Here is a 14,542-nt window from a genome sequence, read left to right on the forward strand (position 1 = left end):
GCATGTGACCAGACCACTTGATCCCACCCCGGAGAGCCTCAGCTGTCCGGCACCGGCAAAATTGAATCTGATGCTGCGCATTGTCGGCAGACGTGAGGATGGCTACCACGATCTGCAAACCGTATTTCAATTCATCGACCGGCAGGATCGGCTCGATTTCAAACATCGCCATGACGGCCGGATCATCATCACCAATCCACTACCCGAAGTACCAGAGCAACAGAATCTCTGTTTTCGCGCAGCAAAGATGCTGCAACAGATCTCTGGATCCGATTCAGGCGTAGAGCTGACCCTGCACAAAATCCTGCCGATGGGAGGCGGGCTTGGGGGAGGCAGCTCCGATGCGGCCACAACCCTGGTCGCACTCAATCACCTGTGGGGGCTTGGTCTTGGCAAGGATCAGTTGATGGAGATCGGTCGGTCCCTGGGTGCCGATGTGCCGATCTTCATTCATGGCCAGGCGGCCTGGGCGGAAGGTGTGGGGGATAAAATGACCCACATTGAGCTCCCGGAACCCTGGTTTTTGGTACTCAATCCAGCCTGTCACGTGTCAACCGCCGAAGTATTCGGACAACCTGATTTGACACGCAACTCCCCCAGGATCAAAATACGCGCCTTTCTAGAGGGCAACAGCCAAAATGACTGCCTAACGGTGGTCCGAAGGCGCTACCCGGAAGTGGCGCAGGCGATGGATTGGCTTGATCAGTATGCCGACGCGCGCCTGACCGGAACAGGGGCCTGCCTGTTCGCAGAATTTGCTGAACGGCAAGAGGCGGACGAGGTACTGGATCGGCTACCGAACGATCTTACAGGGTTTGTTGCCCGGGGGCTTAACCGCTCCCCGCTACTGGATCAGTTCCAACTGGAAAAGAGTTAATTGGGGCGTCGCCAAGCGGTAAGGCACTGGGTTTTGATCCCAGCATTCGTAGGTTCGAATCCTGCCGCCCCAGCCATTTCTCTGCAAACTATTTTCTCGACTGAGGATTAGCACCGTGCCATCCACTGCCATGACGGTCTTTTCGGGTAACGCCAACCCCTCTCTCACCTCCGGAATCGTGAGTCATCTCAACCTCCCCCTGGGTAAAATGCAGGTTGGCCGCTTCAGTGACGGGGAAGTGATGGCCGAGATTCACGAGAATGTCCGTGGCCGGGATGTCTTCATCGTGCAATCCACCTCAGCACCGACTAATGAAAACCTGATGGAGCTGCTGGTGATGATCGATGCCATGCGCTGGTCTTCAGCCAATCGCATCACCGCAGTCATCCCCTATTTCGGCTATGCCCGTCAGGACCGCCGCCCCCGTTCCGCCAGGGTACCGATCACTGCCCGACTGGCGGCAAAGATGATCGCCACCGCCGGTGCTGACCGGGTACTGACGGTCGATCTGCATGCGGACCAGATCCAGGGTTTTTTCGACATTCCGGTGGATAATGTCTACGCCTCACCGATCCTGCTCGGTGACGTCTGGCGCCAGAAACATCCGGATATCGTGGTGGTTTCTCCCGATGTGGGTGGTGTGGTCAGGGCCCGGGCACTGGCAAAGCGTCTGGATGATGCCGAACTGGCCATCATCGACAAGCGCCGTCCGAAACCGAATGAGGCCAAGGTGATGAATATCATCGGCCAAGTGGAGGGTCGCAGCTGCATTCTCATCGACGACCTGGTGGATACCGCTGGCACCCTCTGCCAGGCGGCCAACGCCCTCAAGGAGCATGGTGCCGCCAAAGTGGTTGCCTACAGTACCCATCCGGTGCTTTCCGGCCCCGCGGTCACCAACCTCAATAACTCCAAACTGGATGAGCTTGTCGTCACCGATACCATTCCCCTGTCGGAAGAGGCCAAACAGTGCGACGTGATTCGTCAGGTTTCGATCGCCGAACTGCTTGCCGAAACCATGCGCCGGATCTCCAATGAGGAGTCGGTCAGTTCTCTGTTTATCGATTAAACACCGACCATCTCATCATTCAGCGCAACGGGCACGAAACACCGCAAAAAACGCAAATGCGTATCTCTATCAGAGATAAGATTTACGAAGTTTAGCGGTGATTTGCGTCCATTTGCCACTCGATTAACAGAGCAAACACACCCAAAAGGCTGGAAATTCTGGCCAATCCTGATAGAATCGCGCGTCCGCTTGAATTCAGCGGTGGTGTCGCTTGGTCGCAAAGCGACATCCCTATTGACCTAAACAGATACGGAGATAACCATGTCTGCAAATTTTGAAGTTAACGCCGAAGCACGGAGCGATACAGGGAAAGGTGCGAGCCGCCGCCTGCGTCGCGCCGGTCTGGTTCCGGGCATCGTCTATGGTGCACACAAGGATCCAACCCCGATCACCGTTCTGCACAACGAGATCGCTCACTCACTCGAGAATGAAGGTTTCTACTCCAACCTGCTCGAGCTGAAACTGGATGGTAAAAATCAGACCGTGGTGCTGAAGGATCTGCAGCGCCACCCGGCCAAGCCATTCATCCTCCATGTGGATTTTCAGCGTGTACAGGCTGATGAGAAGATCAGACTGCATGTTCCGCTGCATTTCATCAATGAAGACACCTGCCCGGGTATCAAGTCCGGCGGACAGGCCAGCCACGTGATGACCGATATGGAGATCAGCTGTCTGCCTAAAGATCTGCCTGAATTCATCGAGATCGATCTGGGCAACCTTGAACTGGGTACCGTTCTGCATGCCTCAGAGATCACCCTGCCTGAGGGTGTTGACCTGATCACCCATGAGGGTAATGAAGATCCGATCGTAGTGACCATTCACGCCACTCATAAGAGTGAAGAGGATGAGCCTGCTGAATCCTCTGATGAAGGTGGTGAAGAGAGCGCTGAATAAAACCGCTCCCGAGGGAGGCGAAAGCCTCCCTCTTCACAAACACCCCATCCCCCCCTATCCATGGCATCCCAACCCATCCGTCTGATTGCAGGTCTTGGAAACCCAGGCCCGGATTACGAACAAACCCGTCACAATGCCGGCTTCTGGCTGCTGGATAAGCTTGCCCAGCAACACCACCTCAGCTTTCGCACGGAGTCCAAACACCACGGTCAGGTATGCAAACTGAATCTGCAGGGTGAAGAGGTACGGTTGCTGAAACCGACCACCTATATGAACCGAAGCGGGCAGGCCGTCGCCAGTCTGGCCAACTATTTTCGGATTGAACCCGAGCAGATTCTGGTGGTGCATGACGAACTCGACCTGGAACCGGGACAGGCACGCCTGAAGACCGGTGGAGGTCATGCGGGACACAATGGCCTGAGGGACATCATGAGTGTTCTCGGCAAGCGGGAGTTTCATCGCCTGCGCATCGGTATCGATCATCCGAATGATCGGGCTGCCGTGGTCAACTACGTGCTTGGCCGCCCCTCGAAAGAGCACAGAGCCTCCATTGACCAGGCTATCGACAAGGCGATTGACAGCCTGCCGACCATTGTAAAAGGTGACCTGCAACTGGCCATGAACAGACTGCACAGCAGCAGATAGGCACCCATACAACGCCTCCAACCACTGAGCAGACAGCATTAAACTGCCCTCTGTCTCAGACCGCCAGGCTATTGAAACACTTCTTTACCTCTTCATTATCTTAAATAAATCACTTTAATTTCATTGATTTATACCAGAGAGACCAGGTCTGCTGAAAATCCAGCGGCCAGGCCCGCACTGGCTATATATTATGAAATGCTTATAATGACCAGATTGATTTCCTACTTTCAGAGTATGTTTTTCACATGGTACGACTAAGCAATACGATTTGGCTGCTGATTTTCATCGCCACAGGGAGCCTGGCAGAGGATTCCGCAAAGCAAGCACTTGAGCTGCTGCAAAAGTCAGAGGCACTGATGCGTTCCAGCGGTACGGAGGCCGAGTACCAGATTGATATCCTGCGCCCGGATTGGCAGCGCACAATGACCTTTCGCAGCCACGACGACAGGGATAACAAACGTTTCCGCATGGAGATTCTCTCTCCCAGAAAGACCAAGGGGACGGTGTTTCTCAAGGTGGACAATATCCTCTCCATGTACCTGCCGAAACTGCGTCGCCAGATCAACATCTCGCCCGCCATGATGCAGGATCCGTGGATGGGATCGGACTTCAACAACCAGGATCTGCTCGACACCGATGCCATGATCGATGGCCACACCCATCAGATCATCGATCGTCAGGGTGAGGGGGAGACCGGGATCTACACCATAGAATCGATCCCTGAGCCTGACACGACGGTGACCTGGAAAAAGCTGGTGCGGAAGATTCGTGGCGACGGGGTGCCCCTGGAGATGGCTTACCATTGCCGGAAAAAGATCAGGCGCCTGATGGTGTTCGACCAGATTGCGGAAATGGGTGGGCGAGTCATACCCACACGCTGGACCATGCAGCCAGAAGATGGAGAGGGCAAGCGTACGGTCATCACCCTTCAGTCGATCAAATTCAATCTAACGCTTGAATCCCAGCTCTTCACGCCAATGCAGGCACAGTAAAGCGATTGGCTGGGCACAAAGAGAGACCCAGCAGGGCTTGTTGGTTTAGTGTCATCAAGCTCTAACAAACAACAGGTTTTGGATGGCCGACGCGAAATCACAGCTCAATCTCCACCTTGCCAGGGTTGCACTGCGTAACCTGCTTGGCCATCCAAGACGCACCCTGCTGACCTCCGGCGCCATTGCACTCGGCCTCGCTTCATTAATCTTCCTGTGGGGATTCAATGAGGGGCTGCATCGCAATATGCTCGGTAATTTTCAGAATTCGATCATCGGTGCGTTACAGATACACCGGCAGGGGTTTTTTCAACACCCGGATCTCTCCCTGACCATCTCCAATCCACAGCAGATCAGTGAAACCCTTGAGCTGCATGGTGTAACAAGATACAGCCAACGCCTGGATACCTTTGGGCTGGCGGCATCAGACCACACCACCCAGGGGGTGATGCTGATTGGTATGGATCCGCAGAATGAACCCAAGGTGACCGAACTTGGCAGCAGAATCGGCGTTGGACGCTTTTTGCAGCCGGATGACAGCTACTCACTGATTCTGGGTGCCACCACGGCAAGCAACCTCAAAGTCCGGCTTGGTGATGAGGTGGTGATGATCGGTTATGACCGCTACGGCGCCATGATTGCCGAATCCTTTACTTTGGTGGGAATTATCACCAGTGGCGAAATGGGGCTCGACAGCGGCATGGCGATCACCAGCCTGGCGACCCTGCAGGAGATGGTCGATCTGCAAGGTCAGGTCACCACTTTCGTCATCAATGTGGATGAGCAAACACTGCCTGGCCTGGTGGCCAGCCTGAATGAGGATCTGGTCGATCAACAGTTGGAAGTCATGCCCTGGTACACCATGTTTCCGGTCATGAAAGAGTGGGTAACCCTGCATAACGGTTTTCTCTATCTGTTTCTCGGCATTGTGCTTTTCATCGTACTGGCGGGAGAGTTGAATACCCTGCTGCTCTCCATGCTGGACCGAACCCGCGAGTTCGGCATCCTGATGGCAATCGGTACAAGTCGACGCCAGATCGCTCTGCTGATGGTGGTGGAAGCGGTGGGGATCGGCATCATCGGTATCCTGCTCGGCACTCTGCTCGGTTATCTGATCATCCTGCTGACCGGTATGATCGGCATCGATCTCTCCATACTGTTGGGATCAACCTCCAGGTTTTATGTCGACCCACTGATCTATCCCCAATTAAAACTGGACCACCTCGGAATAACGGCCAGTACCATACTAATGGCTTCAATCCTCTCGGGGGTCTATCCGGCCTGGCGCGCCAGTCTGCTGCAACCGGTGGAGGCGATCCGCAATGGTTAGCCGACTGGGCATACTCACCTACGTGGCACTGGCCGTTCGTAACCTGGTACGCAACCGCCGCCGTACCACGATCACCCTGCTGACCATGATGTTCGGCATCGCCACCCTGACCCTGCTCAGTGCCCTCAATGATGGCTGGCTGAGTCAGATGAAGACCAATTTCATCCTCAGCTTCACCGGCCATCTGCAGATCCACGCCAAGGGATTCGAGGCTTCACAAAACCTGCGGGACAACATTGCCGATCCCGATACCATATCCCGCTATATGGACACCTATCCTGAGATCATCGGCTGGACCCAACGCATCCGCACCTCCGGACTCGCCTCAGTCAGTGGCAACAGTACCGGTGTGCAGATTATGGCCGCCGACCCGGAGCAGGAGACCTGGGTGACCTCCATGGACCAGAATGTAAAAACCGGAGTGTGGCTGCGACCCGGCATGAACAAAGATCTTTTACTGGGTAAGACCGTGGCGCAAAATCTCGGTGCGAAATTATCTGACCGGGTAATCCTGATGACCCAGCGCCCCTCCGGCGAAATGATCTCCGAGGTCTACTATCTGAGAGGCATCATCGAGACCGGCGCTCCACAGATTGATCGCACCCTGGCACTGATCTCGCTGGATGGGGCCCAGCAGTGGCTGCAGATGCAGCAGGCGGTGACCGATATCGTGATCCGCGCCGACCATCATGATCAGACCGATACCCTCTACCGGCTGTTTGTTCAACAGCTCTCTGAGCAGGTCTATGAGATCATGCCCTGGCAGGAGCTGGATCCGATGGTCAGGCAGTGGCTGGAGTTCAGTGATGCCTATGGTTTGATCATCCTGTTTGTGGTGATCCTGCTGGTGCTCACGGAGATCCTCAATACCATGCTGATCTCCTTGCACGAGCGCCAAAAGGAGCTTGGGGTGATGATTGCCATCGGTACCCAGCCCCATCGAATCTTTCTGATGCTGCTGTTTGAGGCGGTGCTGCTGATTTTTGTCGGTGCCCTGTTGGGCTATCTGATCGCATCCCTGGTGGTGATGCTGCTGGCGGATGGCGGTATCGATCTGACCGGTTATGCCAACGCCTTTGAATTTTTCTATATGGACCCGGTGATCCACCCCCAGTTGACCCGGGACTCCGCAGTTAAAATTCTGCTGGCCACGCTGGTGGCCGCCCTGCTCGCAGGAATCTACCCGGCATGGAAAGCCACCCGCCTCTCAGTAAGCCAGGCTCTTCGAATCCAATAGGTGGACCATGCCGGAAGACAACCAATCAACCATCATCCAAACCTGTGACCTGCATAAATGCTATTGGGTCGGCACCATGCCCTACCCGGCGCTGCATGGTATCGACCTGGAGATTCAGAGCGGTGAGTTTGTCGTGCTGGCCGGTCGTTCCGGCTCAGGCAAGAGCACCTTGTTGAACATAGTTGGCGGTCTGGAGTCAGCCGATCGGGGACAGGCCCAGGTTCTGGGCGAAGATATCCTGAAGATGGGTAACAGCCAACGCACCGGGTTTCGGCTGGCGAATATCGGTTTCGTCTTCCAGGCCTACAATCTGATACGTGTACTCAGCGCCCGGGAAAATGTCGCCTATGTGTGTCAGCTGCAGGGAAAGAGCAAACAGGAGAGTCTGGAGATCGCCAACCACTGGCTGCATGAGGTTGAGATAGGTCATCTGGGTTATCGTCGCCCTGACCAGCTATCCGGCGGTCAGCAACAGCGGGTTGCCGTAGCCCGGGCCTTGGCCACTGATCCGAAAATCATTCTTGCGGATGAACCGACAGCCAATCTCGACAGCACCACCGGCAGACACCTGATCGAACTGATGCAACGATTGAATCAAAACCTCGGCACCACATTTCTGATCTCCTCCCACGACCCGGATGTGAAACAGGCTGCAAGTCGGCTGATCAAATTGAGTGATGGCTTCATCGTCAACAGCTGGGATGAAGAGACTAAGCCTCCGGTTTCACTCGCCGTAACCTGCCCAATCCGCAACCGTCCCTTCAGCGAGCGACTGCGTCACTTTTTCAATCCTCGTCGTACAGCCGATCAGCAGAAAAAGCAGGGAACATCAAGGCACAGCTGAGGACAAAAAAAGCCGGCATAAATGCCGGCTCGAGGTCATACTGAGCCGAAGCCCAGTCAACTTTTTTTAGTTTTTATACTCACCAAAAACAAATCTCGGCTTCAGCCAGGCCACCAGCATCGGCAGTATCGTCAAGGCGGTCACCACATCGATCAACAGAGCCTGACTGATGTAGATACCCAATCCCCAGGTATTGGCCAGATCGGTATTCAGCAGTGGGATGAAACAGCCCAACAGAACCACAACCGAAATGATCACCGCAGAACCGGTGGTATTGAGGGTATTGACCAGCGCCTCCTGCCAGTTACCGGCCGTCGCCTGCATCTCCTCCTTGAGCCTCGACATCATGTAGATACCGTAGTCGATACCCAAGCCCATGGCGATACTCAGGGCTACTTGCAGGTGGAAGGCCAGATTACCGGACCAGTTCTGGATACTGGTCATATATCCACCCAAGCCATACTGGGCAAACAGGGTGATGAACAGCAGTACCATCAGAATCACCGAGACGACCAGTGAACGGAAGATAAGCGCCGCAATCACGAATACCGCCGCGGCCGTGAGCAGGGGCCCTGAGAGCCAATTATCCACGGCAACCTCCCGGGTCGCCTCAGTGGCGCCGAGAAAGCCACCCAAACCAGGCCTTACATAACCTGAGCCATCCACAGAGAGTTCATTGGTATCACCGGACAGATCGTCAACCGGTCCGGATCTCAGGCCGAAGTTGACCTTGCTGAAACCGGGATCGTTCTTATGGTCTTCGATATACTCCTGGATATCCATGGTGACGTTGTGAGTCTCCACAGGATCCATGGTATTGATGAAGCCCATCACCACCCCTTCGTTCCAGTTCTTCATGACAAAGGAGTCCATGTCCCCCTCTTCGGTCATGGTCTCCAAAAGACCATTGTAGAGCTGCACGATATCATCACCGCCACGATCATCATCCGGATCGATCTCACGCAGCTTTTTCGAGGTTGGAATATAGAGATCCTTGATGTCAGGCTGCTCTCCCGGCTCAGCGGTCAACAGCATGTTCACCAAACGGATATATTGGGCATAGGATCCGGTGAAACCGATATGTTCATGTGAGCGCATCCACTCCTCAAGCGCTTCAATGTCAGCCAGCACATCAGCTTCGTTGAAGATACCCTGGGCTCCGCAGGGATCGGGATCCCAGCAGTTCAACTCCTGTTTGGCCTTTTCACACTGAGCGAGCTTCTCCTGGGGGTCCTCTATGTCATAGATCTCTTCCGGGAAATAGGTCTCCACACAGAGCTCGGATGTGGGCTCCTTACCGCGTATGGGTATGGATACCGAGATAACACCCGGCATGATCTCATTCAGACGTTCGATGTGCTGAATGGTGATCGACTTCTCCTTGAAAGCGGCACGTGAATAGTTGATACCCTTCTCCACACCAGGCATCAGATCCTCACTGGTGCCATTCAGGATATCGGTCTCATAGACAGACCAGGCCATGATCGCCATCACGATACCGATCGGGATCAGCTTACCGGGACCGGTCAACAGACCGGAGATAAAGCTGCCCACCTTGGTCTCCCACTCATGCTCATGCCCCTCTTTCGTCTCACGGTGACTGCAGGGAAAAGTCATCATCAACAGCGGGATCAGGGTGGTGGTGGTAAACAGCAGAGTCAACATGCCGAACATGCCGAAATAGGCATAGGCCTTGTAGAACGAGATATCCACGGTTGCCAGGGTGGCAAAGCCGACCATATCGGTGACAATCGACAGGGTTGCCGGAACAATCGTATGGGAGATGGCGGAGCGGGCAGCCGACTCGCAATCCCCCGATTTCGCCTGCTCCTGCATGAAGCGCCGGGTTACCTGCACCGAGTGGCCGATACCGATGGCCAACAACAGCATCGGGGTCAATACCATCATGGTGGTCAGTTTGAAGGCAGAAAAGCCCATCAGTCCCAGGGTCAGGATGATGGTGGCACTGACACCGATGATCGGAAACAGGGAGCCTCGCCAATTGCGAAACTCAAACCAGAGTGCGGCGATGACGATGGCGAATGAGATAACGAACAGCCACCACTTGTTGACCAGGTCGGCCAGCATCCAGGCGAGAAAGTAGGGCTCACCGGCTACCAGCACCTCGAACCGATCATCCTCACTGTACTCATCCATCATGGCGCGGATTTCACGCACCCAGGGCAGATAGATCTCTTTTACCTCATCGGTATAGTCGCCGATGATGTAGAGGGATTTCGCGGTACAGTTCTTCTCATCTTTTTGCGAAAACTCACACTTGTTGCCTTCCGCATCCTCAAAACCGATCAGCATCGGGCCGATCACCGGATTGTTTTCGATGCCCTCTTTCAAAAAGGCCAGTTGCTGTGCCGCCTTTTCGGGATCACTGCTGATGCCCTCGGTGGGGATCAGACGCTTGAAGACCAGACCGTTCTCATCCGCCCCCATGTACTTGATCTTCTTCGCCGCCACATCGATGAAATTCGACTCACGGGCTGTGGGCAGGTCGACCAGTCGATTGTGGATCTCCTGCACCTTGTTCACGAACCAGTTCTTGTAGACATCCCCTTCATTGATCCGCAGGGTGAAGACCATCAGGTTACCCATGCCGAAATTGTGTTCCGCATAGAGGTTGGTCGCTACATAGCGGTTGCTCGGCGGCAACAGGGTATCCGGGTCATTACGCATGTCCAGATTCTTGATCTGCAGTGCGGCGAGGATTGTCACCACCAACAGGATCATCATCAACGGCCAGCGATACTTGATGACAAAATCCGCGTAGCCTTCTGCCCAGGCATTATTTGTTTGTTGTTTTGCTGTAGAGCCGCTCATGGCTCACTACTCCTAGATTTCGCTGTGAGTCGACCGCCGCCTGGGGAGCCAGGCGGCAGACGTTGGGTTTTCACTGCCAGTCTGGAATCACTCAAAGATCCATTTCAGACCCACCTGAAAGTTTGATGAGTCTCTGAACTGACCGAAGGTCGTATTCTCTTCACCCCAGTAGTTGTTCCACTCCACAGAAGCCAGCAGGGTATCGGTGAAAGTGTACTCAACATCGAAGCGGTTCCATTTGCCGCCACCCTCTTCGTAAATGAAGATGTTGTTCCAGCGATGTTCCTGAGACTCGCCGAAGGGCTTGGAGAGAAAGATCGAGTAGAACTCTTTATCCTCATATCCCATGTTCAGGCCATTCGACAGACTCATGGTGGCGAAATCCGCCGTGTAGCGACTGCAATCCATGGTCACGCCGGTCTGGGTGCGACAGGTATCCGGCTCATCGATAAAATCCAGATTGCGGAACTGGATGAACTGGCCACTGATCAACAGGTTGGTTGCCACCGTGATATCGGCGCCCAGGACATACTTGAAGTAGTCCGCATCTTCCATCTTGAGTGCGTTGGTCAGATCACCGATGCTCAACAGAAACTTGTCGATAACCGGCTGTTTATCACCTTCGTCATAGAGAAATTCACCTCTGAGTACCAGCGGAATATCCCCGGCTTCAAGGGCATAGTCAAAGGAGGTACCGAGACTGTTGACCCGATGCAGCTGCTCTGTGAAGCGCAGGGTGGGCGCACCGGTTCCCATCGCCATCGCATCGTTGAAGGGATTGCCGTCAGCCAGCGCCGGCAGCACGCCACTCGGATCGAGCGCACCGGAGTAGTTACCCGCTGCATCGTGTACCAGTATGGTGGTGGCATTGCCCATATCCCAGTTTGCCCGGGCCTCATCCCGGGTCAGGCTGGTAGCCACATCCGGTACGAAGGTGTCATTCTGCTGTGGACCAGGGGTACCGTTGGTGTCGAAGAACAGGGTAGGCGCACGCTGCACGATCAACTCGTCGCCATTGGCATCACGCCAACTCAGATCGATGTTCGGGTTGCCGCTGTAGTGGTAGAAGTAGTTGACGGACCAGTTCAAACCACCATCGGTTGAATTTCTGAAGCGAAAACCGCCATTCACATCACTGTCATCCGGGTAGTCTTTGACCCACTCGGATTCGAAACCGGTCAAACCGCCACCTGCAGTAAAGCTGGTAAAGGTGTTGAAGGTGGCGAAGGTCGCATTCGCCATATATTCGAAGGCGGAAGTTGCTTCATCCGGCTGCCAGGTCACCTCGGTCGGTGAGAGCGGTGTCAAACCGGTGATCGGCATCAGGTTGGTCTCACCGAAGTTCCCATTGGGATCGCTGACACCGGGAGGAAATCCGGGTTGGCCGGTAAATCCGAACTGAGTAAAGGCGTTGAGCAACAGCCAGCCGGGTGCGGCAGCCGGGTCGGTCGGTACGGTGGGATTGAGCAGGCCAGGTGTGGTCGAGGCATCCCAGAAGTTGCCGGCAAAACCATCCACGGTCAGACCGGCAAAAAGATTCAGACCCAGGGGCAGCGCCATACCGCCGGTGAAACCACCACCCATGGCTGCGCCATTGAAAGTGGCCGCCACATTACTCAATGCCGGGGCGATGTTGTAGAAGCCGTTTACCTGTCCACTGATTGTCTCCACCCCCTTCATCAGGAAGGGATGGCCGGCATCACCGTCGGCGTTGAGGCCTGGAATCTTGTTCTCTTCAACCTGAGAGACAATCAACTGAATGTTGCTGTTGTCACCGATGTTACGTTCCGCATTGAGCATCCAGATCGGAATACGGGAGTCCTCCATGGCATTCTGGTTGAGCTCGCGAAAATCGGTGGGATTGATGATATCCAGCAGTTTGATGCCGTCAGCGGTTCCCCACACGACCTGCTGTTTACCGACACGCAGGTCCCAATCGAAGACCGTGGCATCGAAATAGAGCTCTCTGAGGTAGTCGTGCTGGGTATAGAGCCTATGCCCCTTATAGTCGTCATTCACGCCCTCGGAATCGTAGATCACATTCAAGTCGGCGTGCCAGGTAATGGCATCACCAACATACCCATTCAGGAACAGACGCACTGAGTTTTCGAACTTCAGCAGGTCCCCTTTGTCATGGCCTTCCATATCCAGCATGCTGTCCGCTTTGCCGGTAACCTGACCGTCTCTGGTAAAGACTGATGTCTCATTTTTCAAGTATCCGCTGTACTCTATCTCGGCAACGGCCGCACCGGGTACGAGCATGGCGAGTAGAATCGACTGATACAACTTACTGCGATTGAACATGAAAGAATCCTCCCGAATTCACTACGACAAGGCTCCCAATGTAAGAGCGTCGCGCAATGATGGTGTTTGCCGACCGCTTGCGAGCCAGCCCTGTTAAGTGGAAACACCCGGGCAATGCCGGGTGTTTCAATTTTTAGTTATTAGCGCTTTATTTTTCTCAGGGTCTTCTCTGACCAATAATCCGATTTCCAGGCTTGGTTGTATTGAACGATCTCACGTGGAATGACCGCCCAGGTCTCATGACCTGACTCCAGGGTCTTTCCATACCAGTAGCCCCAGTATTGGGCCCGTGGATCATCCTGTTCCAGACTGCGCCAATCCCGGTCGATCACTTTGACCTGCTTGTCCCCTTTAAAATACTCCGTACGGTAGTCGGCGAAGGTTTTGCTATCCACATAACTGATGCGATAGTCATACCACCAGTTTTCCCGCTTGGTGGTGCTTTTCAGCTTGTAGACCTCTTTGCCTTTATGATCGCAGGCGGCATCCGGTGGGTTGGGCAGATATTTGTTTTTCGATTCAGCCTTGTCGATTGCGCCAAGGCAATCGTTGAAGGTATCGGTGCCGACCAGCTCATGGGTCTCATCCTTGGGTTTTCTCAGGGTCACGTCACCAAAGGTGAAGTCGGTACCGCCCCAGGCATCATCATGGGCAGGCTGGGCAAAACGTCTGATTTTCCTCAGTGCGGGCAACCAGATCGAATAGGACTGACTCTTGTTGTCATCGACGTAATCGGTAATCAGCATACCGGTGCCTTTCAACTTGCCGGAACGGAAGATCGCGATATCCTGAGCATTGGTGGCGCTTTCACCATAATCATTGTTGAGATATCGCTCAACCGTGATGGTGGTGGGTTTGCTACCGGCGGATTTATTGACGATCACGGTGATCTTGCCCGGTATTGCCCGATTACTCTTTTTCGGATCCTTGTTGTTATTGGTGATACCGAAATTCTTCAACGCATAAAAGTGGTTGACGAAATAGACCTGGTTGGCAAGCTCATCAGCACTTGGTGTACCGGAGGGTAGCGGTAGATCCTTGGCTACCCCGGCGAATATGGAACTGGAAAACAACAAACCGACAGTGGCCATTGCGTAGACTTGGTTACGCATATGCATACTGAATCCTCCTGATGTTGAGCGGTATTTGTGAGCTCAACCGCCCTATTATTAAAATTTTAAGTGTTTCTTATGAGCGACAGTTAATGTAACTTCTCTATTAATAACAGAGTTACCTGCTGTTTAGCAATCCGGGTTATCCACAACATAGGCAGCAGAAAGCACCTGAATTGTAGAATCACATTCCAACCAAGTCCTAGCAGGAATTGTATTTAAACTGCCCATGACAGCATGGACTCTGATTCTTAAGGTTTTCTTACGTCATACAAGACAATCAATAACCCCGATTTAATTAAGGTCTTTGACAGTTATTATCGATCATTTACCGAGAAAAACGTTTTTCTTCAGAAAGTGCGCTTATGATTGGCTCCATCCGATACGAAATAAACGACCGTTTCACAGT

11 protein-coding genes and 1 tRNA gene are annotated in these 14,542 nt (G+C 53.9%); 9 read left to right on the top strand and 3 right to left on the bottom strand.

Annotated elements, in window-relative coordinates; translation table 11 throughout:
* Positions 1-4 precede the first annotated feature (4 nt).
* The 9 genes from ispE to A3193_RS13715 all read left to right on the top strand — a co-directional run bounded on the left by ispE (position 5) and on the right by A3193_RS13715 (position 7,885).
* On the top strand, positions 5-877 hold the full coding sequence (gene ispE / locus A3193_RS13675; protein WP_069003701.1) for a 4-(cytidine 5'-diphospho)-2-C-methyl-D-erythritol kinase: 873 nt from the start codon (positions 5-7) through the stop codon (positions 875-877).
* Between the two features lies 1 nt (position 878).
* Positions 879-953 (top strand) — tRNA-Gln (locus A3193_RS13680).
* Between the two features lie 54 nt (positions 954-1,007).
* Positions 1,008-1,946 (top strand): ribose-phosphate diphosphokinase, encoded by a 939-nt coding sequence (locus tag A3193_RS13685; RefSeq protein WP_201258728.1) that lies wholly within the window; start codon positions 1,008-1,010, stop codon positions 1,944-1,946.
* Positions 1,947-2,207: 261 nt separating this feature from the next.
* Positions 2,208-2,840 (top strand): 50S ribosomal protein L25/general stress protein Ctc, encoded by a 633-nt coding sequence (locus A3193_RS13690; RefSeq protein WP_069003699.1) that lies wholly within the window; start codon positions 2,208-2,210, stop codon positions 2,838-2,840.
* Between the two features lie 60 nt (positions 2,841-2,900).
* Positions 2,901-3,485 carry an aminoacyl-tRNA hydrolase gene (pth, locus tag A3193_RS13695; RefSeq protein WP_069015073.1) on the top strand — a complete coding sequence of 195 codons (585 nt, stop codon included), beginning with the start codon at positions 2,901-2,903 and terminating at the stop codon, positions 3,483-3,485.
* Between the two features lie 245 nt (positions 3,486-3,730).
* Entirely contained in the window at positions 3,731-4,477 is a 747-nt protein-coding gene (locus A3193_RS13700) for an outer membrane lipoprotein-sorting protein (protein ID WP_069003697.1), read from the top strand.
* Between the two features lie 82 nt (positions 4,478-4,559).
* Entirely contained in the window at positions 4,560-5,804 is a 1,245-nt protein-coding gene (locus tag A3193_RS13705) for an ABC transporter permease (RefSeq protein ID WP_069015074.1), read from the top strand.
* The gene (locus A3193_RS13710) at positions 5,797-7,041 is read left to right on the top strand and encodes an ABC transporter permease (RefSeq protein ID WP_069003695.1); all 1,245 of its coding nucleotides are present in this window, start codon (positions 5,797-5,799) and stop codon (positions 7,039-7,041) included. The genes A3193_RS13705 and A3193_RS13710 overlap by 8 nt, the downstream gene beginning before the upstream one ends.
* Before the next feature lie 7 nt (positions 7,042-7,048).
* Positions 7,049-7,885 carry an ABC transporter ATP-binding protein gene (locus A3193_RS13715; RefSeq protein ID WP_069003694.1) on the top strand — a complete coding sequence of 279 codons (837 nt, stop codon included), beginning with the start codon at positions 7,049-7,051 and terminating at the stop codon, positions 7,883-7,885.
* Positions 7,886-7,951: 66 nt separating this feature from the next.
* On the opposite strand, the gene A3193_RS13720 is transcribed toward A3193_RS13715, so the two are convergent.
* From A3193_RS13720 to A3193_RS13730, 3 genes are all read right to left on the bottom strand, one after another.
* A complete protein-coding gene (locus A3193_RS13720) occupies positions 7,952-10,717 on the bottom strand; it encodes an efflux RND transporter permease subunit (RefSeq protein ID WP_069015075.1) in 2,766 nt (921 codons plus the stop codon).
* A gap of 87 nt (positions 10,718-10,804) precedes the next feature.
* The gene (locus A3193_RS13725) at positions 10,805-13,021 is read right to left on the bottom strand and encodes a DUF1302 domain-containing protein (protein ID WP_069003692.1); all 2,217 of its coding nucleotides are present in this window, start codon (positions 13,019-13,021) and stop codon (positions 10,805-10,807) included.
* A gap of 140 nt (positions 13,022-13,161) precedes the next feature.
* Positions 13,162-14,139 carry an outer membrane lipoprotein-sorting protein gene (locus A3193_RS13730; RefSeq protein ID WP_069003691.1) on the bottom strand — a complete coding sequence of 326 codons (978 nt, stop codon included), beginning with the start codon at positions 14,137-14,139 and terminating at the stop codon, positions 13,162-13,164.
* Positions 14,140-14,542: the final 403 nt, after the last annotated feature.

This window comes from Candidatus Thiodiazotropha endoloripes, from assembly GCF_001708965.1.
GTDB classification, from domain to species: domain Bacteria; phylum Pseudomonadota; class Gammaproteobacteria; order Chromatiales; family Chromatiaceae; genus Thiodiazotropha; species Thiodiazotropha endoloripes.

What these genes read in the sequence shown, in the direction of transcription:
- pth (WP_069015073.1), top strand. Translation starts at nt 2,901, where the DNA reads ATGGCATCCCAACCCATCCGTCTGATTGCAGGTCTTGGAAACCCAGGC.
- A3193_RS13720 (WP_069015075.1), bottom strand. Translation starts at nt 10,717, where the DNA reads ATGAGCGGCTCTACAGCAAAACAACAAACAAATAATGCCTGGGCAGAA.
- A3193_RS13730 (WP_069003691.1), bottom strand. Translation starts at nt 14,139, where the DNA reads ATGCATATGCGTAACCAAGTCTACGCAATGGCCACTGTCGGTTTGTTG.
- A3193_RS13725 (WP_069003692.1), bottom strand. Translation starts at nt 13,021, where the DNA reads ATGTTCAATCGCAGTAAGTTGTATCAGTCGATTCTACTCGCCATGCTC.
- A3193_RS13715 (WP_069003694.1), top strand. Translation starts at nt 7,049, where the DNA reads ATGCCGGAAGACAACCAATCAACCATCATCCAAACCTGTGACCTGCAT.
- A3193_RS13705 (WP_069015074.1), top strand. Translation starts at nt 4,560, where the DNA reads ATGGCCGACGCGAAATCACAGCTCAATCTCCACCTTGCCAGGGTTGCA.
- A3193_RS13690 (WP_069003699.1), top strand. Translation starts at nt 2,208, where the DNA reads ATGTCTGCAAATTTTGAAGTTAACGCCGAAGCACGGAGCGATACAGGG.
- A3193_RS13710 (WP_069003695.1), top strand. Translation starts at nt 5,797, where the DNA reads ATGGTTAGCCGACTGGGCATACTCACCTACGTGGCACTGGCCGTTCGT.
- A3193_RS13700 (WP_069003697.1), top strand. Translation starts at nt 3,731, where the DNA reads ATGGTACGACTAAGCAATACGATTTGGCTGCTGATTTTCATCGCCACA.
- A3193_RS13685 (WP_201258728.1), top strand. Translation starts at nt 1,008, where the DNA reads ATGACGGTCTTTTCGGGTAACGCCAACCCCTCTCTCACCTCCGGAATC.